We start from the raw sequence: 14743 nt of genomic DNA on the forward strand, positions 1-14743 counted from the left end.
GCGTACGCCCGGCCGTCCTGCTCCCAGAACACCAGACCCCAGCGCACCCCCGCGACGGACGTCATCGTCGTCACCTGCTCGCTCGTGCAGGTCCATACAGTGTCGACCCACGGCGAGTCGGACCGACGCGTCTCGAAGCGCAGCTCCACGCGCGAAGGATACGCCGGGCCGGGCGGCACCGCAGTCAGTCCCGAACAGGCTGTCCCGCACCTAACTGGACGACATGCGCCTTCGAGTCCTGTGGCTTCGTAGGTGAATTTCAAGAACGTCTGTCGCTCAGCTGTGAGAACGCCCGGTTCCGCGGGCGAGTGAAGGGCATCGACCAGGGGGCGGCTCGGCTGTGTCGGGCAAGCAAGACGGCGAGGCGGGCGAGGCCGACGTCAATGTCCTCACCGCGGCCTTCGGGCAGGCCGTCGGAGTACAGGACCAGGCTCCGCAGCCCGGCGGCGACGAACGGTACCGGGACGCAGGACGAGCAGGGATAAACGTGCTGCCCGCCTCCACCTGCGGCCGGTGCGCCCGCCCCGCGCCGTCGGACTGTGTGTGCGGCGTGTGGCCACGCGCGTCTGTCCTGCCGCTCTGCCGCGGCCTAGTCCCCGGTGATGCCGAGGACCCGTGCCGCACCGCGACCGTGGGGACGTTCCAGAGCACCAGGGACTCCCCCACCGCGAGAAGAATGACGGAGGCCACCGCCGGTGCTTCGCGGTAGACGTCCGCCCTCTCCGGTGTCCAACCCTGCGCACCGCCGCGCCGCAGCCCTGGATCCGGGGCGGCCGCAGCACGCTGCCGTGGCATGGACAGCACGCCGGCGCAGCACAGAGAGGCGGCCAGGGCGGTGACCACCGCCCTGGCAGTGCGCGTACCGTCGAGCAGGAACCGGCCGAACGTGCCGAACACAACCGCCGCCGCCTCGGTCAGCAGCAAGGGCGACCACCACGCGACCGGTCGAGGGTGCACCGGGGCACCGAACGCCAGGTCGTAGGCCTGACGCGCCGAACCGCGCGTGTGACAGGCCTCCATCCGCCGGAGCAGGCCGCTCACGGCCTCGCGCGGCCAGCATCGCCCGTGCCGGCCCAGTGATCCCGGCCGGCCCGCAGGAGAGGCCGCGTGGTCTGGCACGGCCCCAGCTGGGTCAGTAGCGCAGAGCCCGCCCGACATCAGCGCGCACGTCGCCGGACAGCGAACGGTTGCTGTTCGCGGAGCCGGTGCCGTCCTCGCCCGCCGCCACATCAGAGAGGGTCACGACGACCGTGTCGAGCAGATTGCCCCCGGTGTCACGGAAGTTCACCTGAATGGCGAAGGACTTGGTCGAGCCGGCCGTGTTGCGCGCAGTGACCTTGACCGTGGCACGTCCCGAGGCGGTGTCGGGCGTCCCCAGTGTCACATCGCCCTTGACGTCGGTTCCATTCTTGATCTCGTCCAGCTTCTGGCCCGCCTCGGCGGTCGCGGAGGCCAGCGCATCGGAGCCCCGGGAGGCGAGGGACGCAGCGGCCGAGGAGGCCGCAGAAGCCGCCTTGCTGGCGGTGGACGAGGGATTCTCGTCGTCGGAGCAGGCAGTCAGTGCGGTGGCGGCGAGCGCCGTGATCAGCACGCCCGCGACCGAGCGCGTGCGGTGTGCGGACATGTCGTCTCCAGCGGGATCGGGACGCGCCGCCCGGAAGGGCGTGCCTGGCGCGGCAGGTGGCTGCCTCTGTCCAGTGAAAGGCCGGGCAAGAACGTTGGCATCCGGGGCACGGCCCTTATCGCCTGTTCGGAGCCTGGCGATGCACTCGCACAGGTCATACGTACTGCTCGCCTTCTCGTGTGATCGGCCACCAGGTGGCGCCTGGAGCGGCGTGCAGGCGTGGTTCGCAGCGTCCACTGCGGGCGCTGGGCCGAGGCGAGCAGGCCTCGGGAGAAATGAGTTTCCTGACGCTGGTGTCCGCCACGGCCTTCAACCGGGCGCTACAGGCGGTGTGCGAGCGATGCTGGCACCTGCCCCGCGCCCCGGTGCGGACGCCGGTCTGGCGTCGGCTGCCGTGGCTGGTCGTCTGAGTGGTCTTCCTCCGGCTCCAGACACCGCTGCGCAGCGGGTTCGGCGCCGGCGCGGTGACCAGGCTGGTGCTGTCCCTGCTCTCGGCGACACTGCTGTGTGGTGGTCCCAGCATCTCCCGCTGGGCGGGCGGCAGCTGCGTCAACGAAGGGCATGATCATCCGAATGTAGGCGCGCAACGTTTCTTGGAACTCACGGCGGTTTTCCCGGCCGGGTTCTCGGCCATGGCCGCCGGAGCAGTGGTGAGCGTGCCCGACATGATCAACAAGTTTCGAAGTCCTTGGCGGCCTGACCGACCGAGCGGTCACCCCGCCGGCACAGCTCGACTGTCTCGGCCTTGAACTCCGGCGTGAACGAGCGGCGACGGCGGGGCTTCTTCTTCCCCATGCTCTGCATAAGGGACATCATCCTTCTGGGGCCGAAGCCCCTGATCTCTGATGTCCGTCAAAGCGAATCAAGCCCCGCCGCAGTTGTCGTGCGCGACGGTGTTGACGGGTCAGGACACGCAATGAGGCCAGCCGTGCGGGTCCTGCCCCTCGGCGCAGGAGTCCTGCCCCTGCCCGCCTCACCGCGTCGAGCCGGAGCTCCTGGACAGCGATCAGGGCATCGAGGAACGGCCGGTGTTCGGGTGCCACCAGCGTGGGAAGGCGTTGGCATTCTGCCAGCGCGGCTTCGGCAAGTTCGGTCTGCGCACGGACCAGGCGACCCAGCGCAGGCACACATGTCACCGCTTTGCTCTGCAGATCCTCGAGTTTCAACTCGTGCCGAACCAGTTCCTCCTGCGGAATCCCGATGCGGCCCTTCCCGGCGTCATCAGCCAGGTCGGCCAGGAAGTCGCAGCGCTGCCAGCCTTCGATCAGCGCTCTACACCCCCTGATGAACGGCTCTTCCGCTCCGCCGCCGGGAGCCGGCGCGATCAGTGACGCGGTGAGCATCAGGGCGGGCAGTGAGTAATGGTCCACGTACCTTTGGAAGTCAGCCTCGGTCGCGAAGCCGGTCCAAGTCGCCTCGACCTGCGCGCCGTCGAGGAAGGCACGGACGCGCGCTGCCATCTGCGGGTGACGTCGCACCGTGTCCTGAAGAGCCTGAAGCGTGCCTCGCTCAGCTGCTCCGCCGCGCTCAAGGGCAGCCATGGTCTCGGCGTCCCAGGAAGCAAGGGCTGCCTGGCGGGAGCTCACATCGCCGGTATCGATCAGCTCGTCGGTCACGTGCATATAAGCCACTGCGGCGGCGACGGCCGGGTGAAGGTGCGCCGGCAACAACAGCCGGGCCGCCACATACTCGTGAAGCGCGAACCTTCGCACCAGCCTGCGCTGGGCATCGTAGGTGCGCCGCAGACGCGGATCGGTGATTCCCGCCTTCGCCAGCGCGGCAGACCAACGGATCACAACTCTCCCTGTCCTCGATCTTTCGGGACGGCACTGATGGGGCCGTCATCAGTCCATACGTCTCCGGGCAGGCCCACAAGGACACAGCGGTGGGTGAGGCTGCGCGGGGGGGGTCCGCATCTGCAGCACGTCCATGAACGCCGCTCGGGCGGCGCGGCGACGGTTTTGGTGCACGGGGCCGGGGAGTCGGCCTTCGCGCAGGCTTCCCCCAGGGGCGACGTCGGGTGGCCACCGGTCGGCCGCTTGCGAGCTGCGAAACCGAAGCTCTGGTCCACCCGCGTGTCCAGCATCATGCGACCACATGGTTGCTTCCCTACCGGTGGAGGAGGGGCTAGGACCGGGGCGGTGCTCGGCCTGTGGCAGGACCTCACCTCCCAGGGAGACAGGCGACTGCCTCTTAGCAGCCGCCTGTCCCTGGTGCAATTCTGGACGTGATCAGCCCCGGGTGATGTTCTGGGCCTGCGGGCCCTTCTGGCCCTGGCCGATGTCGAAGGTGACGTGCTCGCCCTCGGTCAGCTCGCGGTATCCGCTGCCCTTGATCTCGGAGTAGTGCGCGAAGACGTCCGGTCCGCCGCCGTCCTGCTCGATGAAGCCGAAGCCCTTCTCGGCGTTGAACCACTTCACGGTGCCGCTGGCCATACTGTTCAATCCTTCGTCCATACCCGGGAACAGCCCTTGATCCGGGCATGCTCCGGCTCTGTGCAGTCACACGAGCCGACAGCCGTTCTACCCCGAAACGCGGCGCTCATCCGAACGGCGACACACACGTTTTGACTTCCACGGGGGCCATTCGGTCATGCGACCGCCGGGATGCCGGGGTCGGGCAGGGCGTCTTCCATGGTGACGAAGCCGCAGATCGAACGGTTGCTCCCGGACCGTACGCCGAGGCGGGGTGGCCGCTGGCGAGACCATCGTGAGGTGATCGACGCGATCGCCTTCAAGTTCCAGACCGGTACCCAGTGGGTGCACCTGCCGGAGAAGTACGGCAACTCGCGGGGCGTCTACAACCGGCTGCGGATGTGGGCCGTCGACGGCACGTGGGAGCGGGTGTTCACCGCCCTGGTGGCCCAGGCCGACGCGGAGGAAGACGTCAGCTGGGCCGTGTCCGTGGACTCCACCGTCGTGCGCGCTCACCAGCACGCTGCCGGGGCCCGCAAAAAAAAGGGGGCCCCGGCCGGAGAGCCGGACGATCACGCCATCGGCCGGTGTCGCAGCGGACTGACCACGAAGATCCACCTCGCGGCCGACGGCCGGTGCCAGCCGCTGGTGTTCGTCCTCACCGCCGCTCAGGCCGGAGACGCACCCGCCTTCACGGATGTCATGGCCCGTCTGCGTGTTCCCCGCCCTGTGGGATGGCCCCGCACCAGGCCGGACCTGGTCCTGGCCGACAAGGCGTACTCGTCCCGCGCGATTCGAGACCACCTGGCGAGACGCGGCATCCGCGCGGTGATCCCGGAACGGGCCGACCAGCAAGCCAACCGGCGGCGGCGCGGACAGGCGGGCGGCAGACCGCCGGCTTTCGACCGCGAGGCATACAAGCAGCGCAACACCGTCGAGCGGTGCATCAACCGCCTGAAGCAGTGGCGCGGCATCGCCACCCGCTACGAGAAGACCGCGACCATCTACCTCGCCGGACTTCACATCGCGGGCATCTTCCTCTGGTCCACCCGCTGATCCAAACCAAACCGCCTAGTTCGCGGGCCGCCACACGGCCCAGATCCAGCTGGCAGACCTCGTGCGGCCCTTAACCTGAGCACCAGCGGTCGACTGACTGGTGCTGTATTCACAGAAGGGAACCCGAGATGGCCGGCAAGACCCCCATCCGCCCGAACGACCACCTGCTCAGCCCCGGGAATGCGGCTCTCGTTCTTATCGACTACCAGCCCGAGCAGGTCGGCACCGTTCGGTCGATTGACCAGGACCTGATGATGCTCAACGTTACGGCCGTCGCTCGTGCTGCTGCTGCCTATGATCTGCCGGTGGTGCTGAGCACCGTTGGGGTCGAGCTGGGCGCGAACAGCGGAACGATCGAGGCGCTGCGTGCCGAACTGCCGGATGTCGAGGAGATCGACCGGACGACTCTCAACTCCTGGGAGGACCCGGAATTCCGGGCTGCGGTCGAGGCCACGGGCCGCAAGAAGATCATCATGACCGGCCTGTGGACCGAGGTCTGCGTCGCGTTCCCGACACTCGACATGATCCGCGAAGGCTACGACGTCTACCCGGTCACGGACGCGATCGGCGGTGTGAGCCGTGACGCCCACGAAAGTGCTGTACAGCGCATGGCGCAGGCCGGGGCCCAGCCAGTGACTGCTATCTCCCTGACCTCTGAGCTGCAGCGCGACTGGGGCCGCCCCGGCGCCGACCGCCTGCGGGGAATCCTCCGCTGGTACTTCCCCGAGTTGCAGAAGCTCGCCGCGTAGCCACCACAGCCACCACAGCCACCCCTTCGGGGTCGACGATGTCCACCGAGGCCGCGTTCGGGGTGCTGGCGCCCACCAGCTTGTCCGCCTCGCCGCCCTAGTTGTAGAGCCACACGTACGCGGGGACACCGTCTCCCGGGTGCCACGGCTTGCCGCCTCGCGGTTCCGCCACATGCGCGTACCGGATCATGATCTCGTCGACGCGGGCGTTCCGGCCCGGCTCGTCCCACTGCGGCAGCGAGAAATCGTCATCCCCACCACATCCGCCAAGAGCCATCGCCACGGCGAAAGCGGCCGCCACGAGGGTGCACCGGCCACGTAGCACGAAGACGCCAGCCATCGTCGGAGCACGGCCGGCCCGCAGGGCTGGGACGACGGGAGCGGCTGCCTACAGACGCATGACGATGAGGGCGATGTCGTCGGCGGCGCCGCCTGCGACGTCGAGGTCGGCGAGCAGCGCGTCGGCCAGCGGGCTGGGGGCGAGGGTTTTGTGCTCGGCCAGGGCTGAGGTAAGGCGTGCCAGGCCCTGGTCGATGTCCTCGTCGCGGCGTTCGATGAGGCCGTCGGTGTACAGCACGAGGGTGTCGCCCGGGGTGTAGGGCAGGCCGGCCTGGGGGCGGGGAACGTGGTGCGGGCGGGCGCCGAGCGGCGGATCGGTCGCTTTGTCCAGCAGCTCGCTGGCCCCGTCACTGTGGAGCAGGATGGGTGGCGGGTGCCCGGCGTTGCTGTAGATGATCAGCTGACTGCGGGTGTCGACGAGGACCTTCACCGCGGTGGCGGCCGTCGCGCCGTCCAGGGAACGGGCGTACAGACCGAGAATCTCCAGGGCCTGAGCGGGGCTCGGAATCGCGCGGATGACCGCGCTCAGTGCGCTGCGCAGCATGCCCATGACCGCGGCAGCTCGCAGACCGTGACCGACGACGTCTCCGACCGCAGCGGAGTAGCGGTCCGGTGGCAGGTCGACGATGTCGTACCAGTCGCCGCACACATTCAGCGACGTGGTCGCGGGCAGGTAGCGCACGGCGATGGTGTCACGGTGCCGGTCCAGGTCAGGCACGTAGAGCATGGCCCCCTGCAGGGTGACCGCGACCTGCCGTTCACGGGCGTGAGCCTCCCGCAGTTCCTGGTTCAGCCGGGACAGCTCACGGGCACGCACATACAGCTCCGCTGCCATGCCCTTCTCCCGCTCGGTGAACTCCTCGGTCAGCTCGCGCGCCCGCCGCGAGAGGACAAAGGCGGTGACATCCTCGGCCCGCTGGACGATCCACTTCACCGCGCCGTCCGGCCCGGGAAGCGGTGTATGGATCTCCGACCACCACCGCTCCTTGAACTCTCCCGGCCGGCCCGGCGCGGAGATGTCGTAACGCTGCAGCACGAGGGTGTCCGGCTGGCCGGTGTCCAGCACCCGCAGCAGCGACGCCTTCGGGCTGCGCTGTGTGCCCTCGGGAACGCCGGGGTTCTCCGGCAGGGCGTCGAAGAAGTGCCTCCCGAGCAGGTCTTCCCGTTTCCGTCCGGTGGCCGCCAGGTAGGCCGGATTGACGTAGCGGATCACCAGGTCCGCATCCAGCACCAGGTACGGGCTCGGTGTGGCCTCGAAGAACGCCGTGAAGTCGATCTCCGCCGTCATCACGATCTGCCGTCATCACGCGCCCGCCGCAAACTGCGAGCGCAACTGCCCACAGACCAATCTACGAGCAATCCAACGACCCGGCTCGCCAGAAGGCCAACAAGCCGCCTCTGTCGTCCCCGGCCCATCCCCCCGATCACCCAGGCCATCTCCCCGCGGACGACCAGCGCAATCCGCGGGCGGACGGACCTGATCACCCCCCGACAAACGCAACGGTCATCTCACCCGGCAGGCAAGGCGTTCGGCGCTGATGCCAGTGTCAGGCGGCTGTGCCAGATCTCCGGTCGGGCCGGTCCGCATGAGTCCGGCAGCACGGGCCCGCCCCAGCTCCCCGACCACCAGCTGGGGAAGTGCGGCACAGGCTGCGGCGGCTCATCGTCGCGTGGGCGGCGATGTCGGCGAGGCTCAGTGGCTCGCTCAGCTTGCCGCGCATCCACTGCGAGGTGTCACCGAGGTCGGCGGCATCGCCGTCGGGCACGCGGTACTCGACGAACTGGGCCTGGCCACCGGCCCGTTGAGGCGGCATCTCCAGCAGGCGGGCGCCTTGGCAGCCACCGCAGCACCGTGATCGCGGCGCACGATGTGCAGGCACAGATCGAGGCCGGCGGCGTTGCCGGCCGAGGTGAGCACCTGACCCTCGTCGATGTAGAGCATGGACGGATCCACCCGTGCACCGGCAAAGCGCTCGGCCGACACATCGGCGAACCGCCAGTGGGTGGTCGCGCGACGCCCCTCCAGCAGTCCGGCGTGGCCGAGGGCTGAGGCGCGGTGCAGATCGAAGCGATGCGGGCTCCGCCTGCCTCGGTTTCCTGAAACAGCCGGACGGCACGCGGATGCGGGACGCGGTCGTGCGGGACGCGCGGCACGATCACGGTGGTCGCGTCCAGGGCGTCGTCCCAGTGGTACGAGGTGGAGATCCGGAAGGGTTCCACCGGGCCGGCCGTCGCCGACAGCGCTTGGTCGGCGCAGACGCGCACCTCGTAGGCGTGCGTTCCGTCGTCGAGGACTGCGAGTGCGAACACCTGAGGATCGGGGAATCTCTCGCCTGTTCCGCGGACACAACGCCACCCTCGACCGCCTAGGCGTGGACCACTTGCCAGCTCGACCACTGAGAAGCTGCGAGACGTCAGCTGAACGGTCACATCCTGTGACGGGCGGGGCCGGGCCGGTGAGCGACCGACTCCCCCTGCTCAGCGAGTCCGATGAGAGCGGCCACCTGGCGAGCCACGTCCATGGGGGTCAGGCCATCGGTCTCCACCACATGATCGACCGGTGTGCCTTGGGCCGCCGCGTATCGACCCTGGTAGAAGTCGTTCACGCCCGGACGCATCGGGTCCGCCTCGAAGCGTCGGAGCCATGTGTCGTGGTCGGCACGCAGCTGAACAGACACCGTCGTGGTTCCGGCGGGAAGCAGTCCGGTCACCAGGCGGTGGATCTCTGCCGACTGGAACACCCACGTGATCAGCAGGATGTCGACCTGGGCCTGGGAAGCGTTGCCGGCCACGGCTCGCAGATTTGCCTGCAGCATGGTCCTCATCCGCTCATCGACGCGCCACGGCTGGTGCAGCCACAGGGCGTCGACGTCGACCCATTGAACGAGACGCGGTCCATCCTGGGCGAGTTCCAGCAGGCGCCCCGCCACCGTCGTCTTGCCGACACCGGGGGCTCCACCCAACATCACCGTAAGCATCAGCGGACTGTATCCGTCACCGAATGCTCGGCACCATCGCTTTCCGTGAGCTCGACTTCCCGTCCTGGCCCAGCCCACGGCTGGCCCCGGTTCTCAGCACCTCGCCGCACGAGTGGTGGCCCCGCTCCGGGTGGCTGTGCGCAGAAGGAGCAGGGCGATGTCGTCGCCGCGGTGCTGCGGCCGCTTGGCGTGCCGAACCACATCGTCGGCCAGCGACTCCAGCGGCCGGTCTCCGCCATGGGACAGCACACCGGCAAGGCCGAAGATGGCCTCCTCCAGATCCACATCGAGGTACTCGACCAGCCCGTCGGTGTAGAGAGCCAGTACACAGCCGACCGGCACGGGCACGCTGACCATGCGGTACTCCGCTTCGCGGTCGATGCCGAGGAGCATCCCCCCTGCCGCTTCCAGCGTCCGTACCTGTCCGTCCGGGCCGCGGAGCAGTGCCGGCGGGTGTCCAGCTGTGGAGAGCGCGGCTTGGCGGCGGCCCAGATCAAGGCTGAGGTACAAGCAGCTGGCGAAGAGTCCTGCGTCCAGGTCGGTGAGCAGGCGGTTGGTGCGGGCCAGGACCTCGGCCGGGGCCGCTCCGGCGGTGGCGTACGCCCGGATCGCGGTCCGCACCTGGCCCATCAGGGCCGCGGCGGTGACGTTGTGGCCCTGCACATCTCCGATGACGGCGCCGACGACAGCTTCGTCGAGGCGGATGAGGTCGTAGAAGTCGCCACCGACGTCCATGCCCTGGGTGGCCGGGATGTAGCGTGCCGCCGCTTCCAGGCCAGGTATCGCGGGCAGCTTCCGCGGCAGCAGTCCGGACTGCAGTCCGCGCGCCAGCCGGTGCTTGGAGTCATAGAGGCCGGCTCGGTCGAGAGCTTGTGCCAGCAGGCCCCCCAGGGAGGTCAGGACGGCCCGTTCGTCGGTCGTGAAGGGGTGCGGCTCGGCAAAGGTCAGGACGCAGGTGCCGACCGGGCGTCCCGAGGCTGTCAGGGGCAGGAAGGCACAGGCCCCCATCCTGTCGGTCCAACCTGCTGCCTCGGGGAAGGCTTGCCGGAGCTGTTCGCTGGTGGGAAAGAAGACGGGCACCCCTGTGGCCAGAACCCGCGCGGCTGGGGAAGCCGACGTCAGGGGCAGGCCGTCGAACAAGTCGATCGCCTCGGCCGGACAGCCGCGGTGACCGGCGGCCCGCAGCCTGCCGGCCTCCACCGTCAACAACGCCATGGCTCGGCCGCCGAAGGCTGGGGTGATCTGTCCTGCGAGCAGCTCAACCACGTCGTCGACGCCCACGGCCTCCGTCAGCACCCCGGCCAGGTGCATCAGGTGGTAGAGCGCGGTGACGGGAGGAGCGGCCGGCGGAACCGCCGCGGTGCCCTTCCGTCCTGGCTCCGCAGTGGCTGGAGTGATGCGCACGCTGGTACCTGTGACATCGGGGTAGAGCTCGAAGCTGAGCCACAGGTCGGGTGGGCGCAGCACGGTGAAGGATGTGGGCTGCCGGACGAGCAGAGCGGCCCAGTAGCTGTCCTCGTAGAACGGCTGCCGCAGCCACGGCAGGGCGTTCCACACGAGCGCGCCGTGGAGCTTCTCGGTCGGTGCGCCCAGCAACTCGGCCGCGGTTGAGCTCACGAAGGCGATGCGGCCCTGCGGGTCCAGGGCACAGAGTCCCTCGGGAAGCCGTCCTATCAGCCCGGTCAGGGAGGCCGCGCCGTTGGCGCTTGCGCCGGGCACGCTCACGACGCGTGGTTCCCCCTCGTACCGCACGGGTCTGCCCTCGATGGCCGCCTGTTCCAGCGTCATGGCCAGCCGTTCCGCGGCGGTGGTCAGGCTGTCGCGTTCGGCGGCGGACAGCTCTTCCGAATGGGAAGCCGCCCACCCGAGCGACATCGTGCCGTAGCAGGTGCCGTGCGCGATTACGGGGGCCACTGCCATGGCGAAGGCATACGGGTAGTCGAGTGCGATGCGGGGATAGCGGCGCACCATGTCGTCCTGACCGCTGATCCAGATGAGCTTCCGTCGGCGTACCGCCTCCGGGCTGGGTGAGGGTGTGGCCAGCCCGACGCGGTACCAAGGTGCCAGGACGTCTTTGGGTACTCCTGCCAGCACGGCCAGGTACAGCACCTGCTCCCCAGGTGGCAGAAGGTAGATCATGCCTGCGTAGGCGTCGGTCTCCACCATCGCCCGGAGGAGCGGCGCCTCCCATCCGGTGGCCTCTGTGCCCATCGTCGTCTGCCGGTCACGGTCCGAGCCCGAGAGGGGATGGCCCCGACGTGTCGAGCGGGTCGCGGAGGCCTGCTGGTACGTCGCCCCGCGGGTCGGGGATCCCGCCCCAGGCACCATCCTGGCACCGTCCGTCCGGGACGGCAGCGCGAGGGCGACACCCGCCTGCTCCGTCGGTCGCAGAAGCCCTCCGCCCTGGCCCGCGCCGCGCCTGTGGGCCCGTGCGGTGACCGCGTCGAGGTCGTCGACCGGGCGAAACACCTGCGGCGAGGCTCTGGCGTCCCCGGACTGTCGCAGCCGTGCGAGGAGACGCCGCCCGCACCGACGGACAACCCCTCACCGCCGAGAACACCGTCATCCACGCGGGCCGCCGCATCGCCACCGCCGAAGGCAGGGTGCTCGACGAGGAGGGCAGACTGATCGCCCATGCCACCACCACCTGCATGATCGTTTAGCTTGCCGGGGCAGCACGCGCCTGCGCGCCGGAGCGCGGGAGAAACGGTACGGCGATGTCCGCCACATGCTCGCCCGGCTCGGCGGTGGCCGGTCTGGTCGCTGGTGATCTTCGCGGAGGAGCTGTGGTCCCGTGGGCCGAGCATGGTGGAGGGCATCCAGTGAGCGAGCGACGGAGGGGGTTGGGCCGTGGCCTCGGCGCACTGATCCCTGCTGCCCCGACGGAGAAGACGGTGACGCCCCGCAACCGGTCGTCGCCGACGGAGTCGCAGCCGTGGAAGTACGTGACGCCGCGCGTGCGGCTGTAGGTCGCCGGGAGCCGGTCGGGCTTGCCCTGCTCGGCCCAGCAGGAGCCTGCGGTGGGCCGGATGCCCAGCGGCCCGAACTCGTCGAAGGCGAACACCCGGTCCGGGACATGCTCCAGCACGTGCTCGACGCGCTCGAGCTTGGCGTCGCTCTCGGGATCGGGCGACTCCTTCCAGGTCTTGGTGCGCTGGAAAGTGATGCCGCGGCGCTGGAGCAGGTGCTGACTCATGGTCGGCCCGCCCGGGACGACGAGCACGTAGTCCAGCCGTCGCAGCAGGGCGGCCAGCCTTGTCCGCCCAGCACTTCACGTCGCCTCGCCGGGGTGCGGGGGTTACATCCCGCCCGGTTCCGTGACCTACGGCGCTCGTCGGCTTTCAGCGCGGGCAGCCGTGGGCTGCCGCACGCTCATGGCTTCGGCGGTCGGGGGAAGGCGCGGCGGTAGTCGGTCGGGGAGATGCCGATGTGCTTGAGGAAGTGGTGGCGGAAGTTGTTCGCCGTGCCGAGGCCGCTCAGTTGCGCGACCCGTTCGACTGGCAGGTCCGTCGACTCCAACAGGCTCTGGGCCTTGACGAGCCGTTGGTTGAGCAGCCACCGAAGGGGCGTCGTCCCGGTGGCCTGTCGCAGTCGCCGGTAGAAGGTGCGCGGGCTCACGGCGGCTCGGTCGGCCAGGTCCTCGATCGTCAGCGGCTGGTCGAGACGCGTCTGCGCCCACTCCAGCACGGCTGCCAGCCCCTCGTCGTCGGTGGCGGGCACGGACAGGTCGATGAACTGCGCCTGGCCGCCGGGGCGATGGGCGGGCACCACCATGCGGCGGGCCAGCTGGTTGGCGACATGCGCGCCGAGGTCGCGGCGGACCAGGTGCAGGCACAGGTCGAGTCCGGCGGTCATACCGGCGCTGGTGAGCACGTCACCGTCGTCGACGTAGAGCACGGAGTCGTCCACCCGCACCTTCGGGTAGCGCTCGGCGAGTTGGGCGGTGTGCATCCAGTGAGCGGTGGCGCGGCGGCCGTCGAGCAGTCCCGCCTCGGCCAGCGCGAACGCGCCGGTGCACAGGGACACCATCCGGGCGCCGGCCTCGTACGCCCGGCGCAGCGCCTCGATCAGCCGCGGCGGCAGCGGGACCCCCTGCTCGACACAGGAGTCCGGCACCGACGGGACGATGACGGTGTCGGCGCCGACCAGGTGCTCCAGTCCGTACGCGGTGCGCAGGCCGAAGCCCGGCCCGGCATGCGGTGCGCCCGGCGAGTCCGTCGGCCGGTCGCCGGTGCCGCAGAGGCGAAGGTCGTACCACGGGTCGGCGAGATCGGGCTGCGGTCTGCCGAACACCGTGGCGGCGATGCTCAGCTCGTACAGGTCCCAGGACGCGACCTCGAGGTCCTCGGTCACCACCAAGGCGACGGATCCGGCGCTCATGTCCGCCCATCATAGGTCCGCGAACTGGCACGATTTTGGTGGGAGTCGTCACCGGTGTCACTGGTGGGGGCGGACCCGCCCTGCGAGTCTCGGACGCAGATGATCAACCGTTCAAGGAGAACTGACATGACGTCCGACCCGCAGCCGGTGACCATCCTCGGGCTGGGAAACATGGGCACCGCGCTGGCCGCCGCCCTGCTGGACCGCGGCCATCCGGTGACGGTGTGGAACCGATCGCCGCAGAAGGCCGCAGCGCTGACCGACCGGGGCGCCCGCCTGGCAACGACACCCGCGGAGGCGATCTCGGCGAGCCCGCTCGTCATCCCCTGCGTCCTCGACTACGACGCGTTGTACGGACTCCTCGGCGGAGCCACCGACTCCCTCACCGGCCGCGCGGTCGTCAATCTCACGTCCGGCAGCCCCGAACAGGCGCACGAGGCGCTGGCGTGGTTCCGCTCGCACGGTGCCGGCTACCTCGACGGTGCGATCATGACGACTCCGCCGGGCGTCGGGAACCCCGAGGTGATGCTGCTGTACAGCGGCCCGCGCGACGTGTTCGACGCTCACCGCCCCACCCTGGCAGCCCTGGGCGACCCCGTGTACCTCGATGCCGACCCGGCCCTGGCGTCCCTCTACGACGCCGCCCTGCTGGGCCTGATGTGGGCCACCATGACGGGTTGGCTGCACGGCGCCGCGCTACTCGGCACGGAGAAGGTCCCGGCCACCGCGTTCACTCCCGTGGCGATGCGCTGGCTGAGCACGGTGAACAACTTCCTCACCCGGTACGCCGACCAGGTGGACACCGGCCGGTACCCGGGCGACGACGCCACCGTGGACGTACAGATCGCGGCCATCGACCACCTCATCCACGCCTCTGCCGCCCGCGGCCTGAACACCGCGCTCCCCGGCTTGCTGAAGTCCCATATGGAACGGGCCAGGGCCGCCGGGCATGGCGCGGACAGCTTCGCGAGCGTCATCAGCGTGCTCACCGAGGCGGAAGGGAGCTGAACAGCGTCACCGAACGGACCAGCGCCCGGTCACCCGGCGCGGCCTCAAGGCCGCGCCGGGTGACCGGGCGGGCCGGGCTCGCCTCCGATCGGGGACCCCGCGGTGCAGCCGCCGGGAGGCCATCGATTCGCACGCGGTCGTCGATCAGGCCATCGGTGTCTTGATCGCCAGGCAGTTCGCCGCCGTGCAGCGGCA

The 14743-nt window shown here is 69.7% G+C and carries 15 protein-coding genes and 1 pseudogene; 5 read left to right on the forward strand and 11 right to left on the reverse strand.

What is annotated here, in order from left to right:
• Nucleotides 1-1132 precede the first annotated feature (1132 nt).
• Nucleotides 1133-1624, reverse strand: coding sequence for a hypothetical protein (locus AB0412_RS29960; RefSeq protein ID WP_366405726.1), 492 nt, complete (start codon nucleotides 1622-1624; stop codon nucleotides 1133-1135).
• Nucleotides 1625-1899: 275 nt separating this feature from the next.
• Between AB0412_RS29960 and AB0412_RS29965 the strand changes: the two genes are divergently transcribed.
• On the forward strand, nucleotides 1900-2034 hold the full coding sequence (locus tag AB0412_RS29965; RefSeq protein WP_366405727.1) for a hypothetical protein: 135 nt from the start codon (nucleotides 1900-1902) through the stop codon (nucleotides 2032-2034).
• Nucleotides 2035-2293: 259 nt separating this feature from the next.
• Here the strand turns inward: AB0412_RS29965 and AB0412_RS29970 are convergent, their stop codons facing one another.
• The 3 genes from AB0412_RS29970 to AB0412_RS29980 all read right to left on the reverse strand — a co-directional run bounded on the left by AB0412_RS29970 (nucleotide 2294) and on the right by AB0412_RS29980 (nucleotide 4059).
• Nucleotides 2294-2428 carry a transposase gene (locus tag AB0412_RS29970; protein ID WP_366405728.1) on the reverse strand — a complete coding sequence of 45 codons (135 nt, stop codon included), beginning with the start codon at nucleotides 2426-2428 and terminating at the stop codon, nucleotides 2294-2296.
• 8 nt (nucleotides 2429-2436) lie between these two features.
• Nucleotides 2437-3420 carry a squalene/phytoene synthase family protein gene (locus AB0412_RS29975; protein ID WP_366405729.1) on the reverse strand — a complete coding sequence of 328 codons (984 nt, stop codon included), beginning with the start codon at nucleotides 3418-3420 and terminating at the stop codon, nucleotides 2437-2439.
• 435 nt (nucleotides 3421-3855) lie between these two features.
• Nucleotides 3856-4059, reverse strand: coding sequence for a cold-shock protein (locus AB0412_RS29980; protein ID WP_366405730.1), 204 nt, complete (start codon nucleotides 4057-4059; stop codon nucleotides 3856-3858).
• Between the two features lie 198 nt (nucleotides 4060-4257).
• Here AB0412_RS29980 and AB0412_RS29985 point away from each other — a divergent pair, with 198 nt between their 5' ends.
• Both AB0412_RS29985 and AB0412_RS29990 read left to right on the forward strand, forming a co-directional pair.
• Nucleotides 4258-5094 (forward strand): IS5 family transposase, encoded by an 837-nt coding sequence (locus AB0412_RS29985; protein ID WP_366405731.1) that lies wholly within the window; start codon nucleotides 4258-4260, stop codon nucleotides 5092-5094.
• Between the two features lie 128 nt (nucleotides 5095-5222).
• A complete protein-coding gene (locus AB0412_RS29990; RefSeq protein ID WP_366405732.1) occupies nucleotides 5223-5843 on the forward strand; it encodes an isochorismatase family protein in 621 nt (206 codons plus the stop codon).
• Between the two features lie 97 nt (nucleotides 5844-5940).
• Here AB0412_RS29990 and AB0412_RS29995 read toward each other — a convergent pair whose 3' ends face one another.
• The 5 genes from AB0412_RS29995 to AB0412_RS30015 form a co-directional block, all read right to left on the reverse strand.
• Complete coding sequence (locus tag AB0412_RS29995; RefSeq protein WP_366405733.1) at nucleotides 5941-6144, reverse strand: hypothetical protein; 204 nt, start codon at nucleotides 6142-6144, stop codon at nucleotides 5941-5943.
• Between the two features lie 87 nt (nucleotides 6145-6231).
• Nucleotides 6232-7470: a SpoIIE family protein phosphatase gene (locus AB0412_RS30000; protein ID WP_366405734.1), complete on the reverse strand. Its 1239-nt coding sequence runs from the start codon at nucleotides 7468-7470 to the stop codon at nucleotides 6232-6234.
• A 417-nt stretch (nucleotides 7471-7887) separates the two neighbouring features.
• Complete coding sequence (locus AB0412_RS30005; protein WP_366405735.1) at nucleotides 7888-8124, reverse strand: hypothetical protein; 237 nt, start codon at nucleotides 8122-8124, stop codon at nucleotides 7888-7890.
• A gap of 484 nt (nucleotides 8125-8608) precedes the next feature.
• Nucleotides 8609-9160, reverse strand: a complete 552-nt coding sequence (locus tag AB0412_RS30010; protein WP_366405736.1) for an AAA family ATPase — start codon at nucleotides 9158-9160, stop codon at nucleotides 8609-8611.
• A gap of 93 nt (nucleotides 9161-9253) precedes the next feature.
• Nucleotides 9254-11326 (reverse strand): SpoIIE family protein phosphatase, encoded by a 2073-nt coding sequence (locus AB0412_RS30015; protein WP_366405737.1) that lies wholly within the window; start codon nucleotides 11324-11326, stop codon nucleotides 9254-9256.
• Nucleotides 11327-11667: 341 nt separating this feature from the next.
• Here AB0412_RS30015 and AB0412_RS30020 point away from each other — a divergent pair, with 341 nt between their 5' ends.
• Nucleotides 11668-11823, forward strand: a complete 156-nt coding sequence (locus AB0412_RS30020) for a hotdog domain-containing protein (protein WP_366405738.1) — start codon at nucleotides 11668-11670, stop codon at nucleotides 11821-11823.
• Between the two features lie 233 nt (nucleotides 11824-12056).
• On the opposite strand, the pseudogene AB0412_RS30025 reads toward AB0412_RS30020, so the two are convergent.
• Both AB0412_RS30025 and AB0412_RS30030 read right to left on the reverse strand, forming a co-directional pair.
• Nucleotides 12057-12404: pseudogene (locus AB0412_RS30025) on the reverse strand (hypothetical protein); the annotation flags it as partial.
• Nucleotides 12405-12532: 128 nt separating this feature from the next.
• On the reverse strand, nucleotides 12533-13540 hold the full coding sequence (locus tag AB0412_RS30030) for a helix-turn-helix domain-containing protein (RefSeq protein ID WP_366405739.1): 1008 nt from the start codon (nucleotides 13538-13540) through the stop codon (nucleotides 12533-12535).
• 126 nt (nucleotides 13541-13666) lie between these two features.
• Here AB0412_RS30030 and AB0412_RS30035 point away from each other — a divergent pair, with 126 nt between their 5' ends.
• Nucleotides 13667-14548: an NAD(P)-binding domain-containing protein gene (locus AB0412_RS30035; protein ID WP_366405740.1), complete on the forward strand. Its 882-nt coding sequence runs from the start codon at nucleotides 13667-13669 to the stop codon at nucleotides 14546-14548.
• Nucleotides 14549-14743 lie beyond the last annotated feature (195 nt).

The organism is Streptomyces sp. NPDC052012, from assembly GCF_040689265.1.
Lineage (GTDB): Bacteria > Actinomycetota > Actinomycetes > Streptomycetales > Streptomycetaceae > Streptomyces.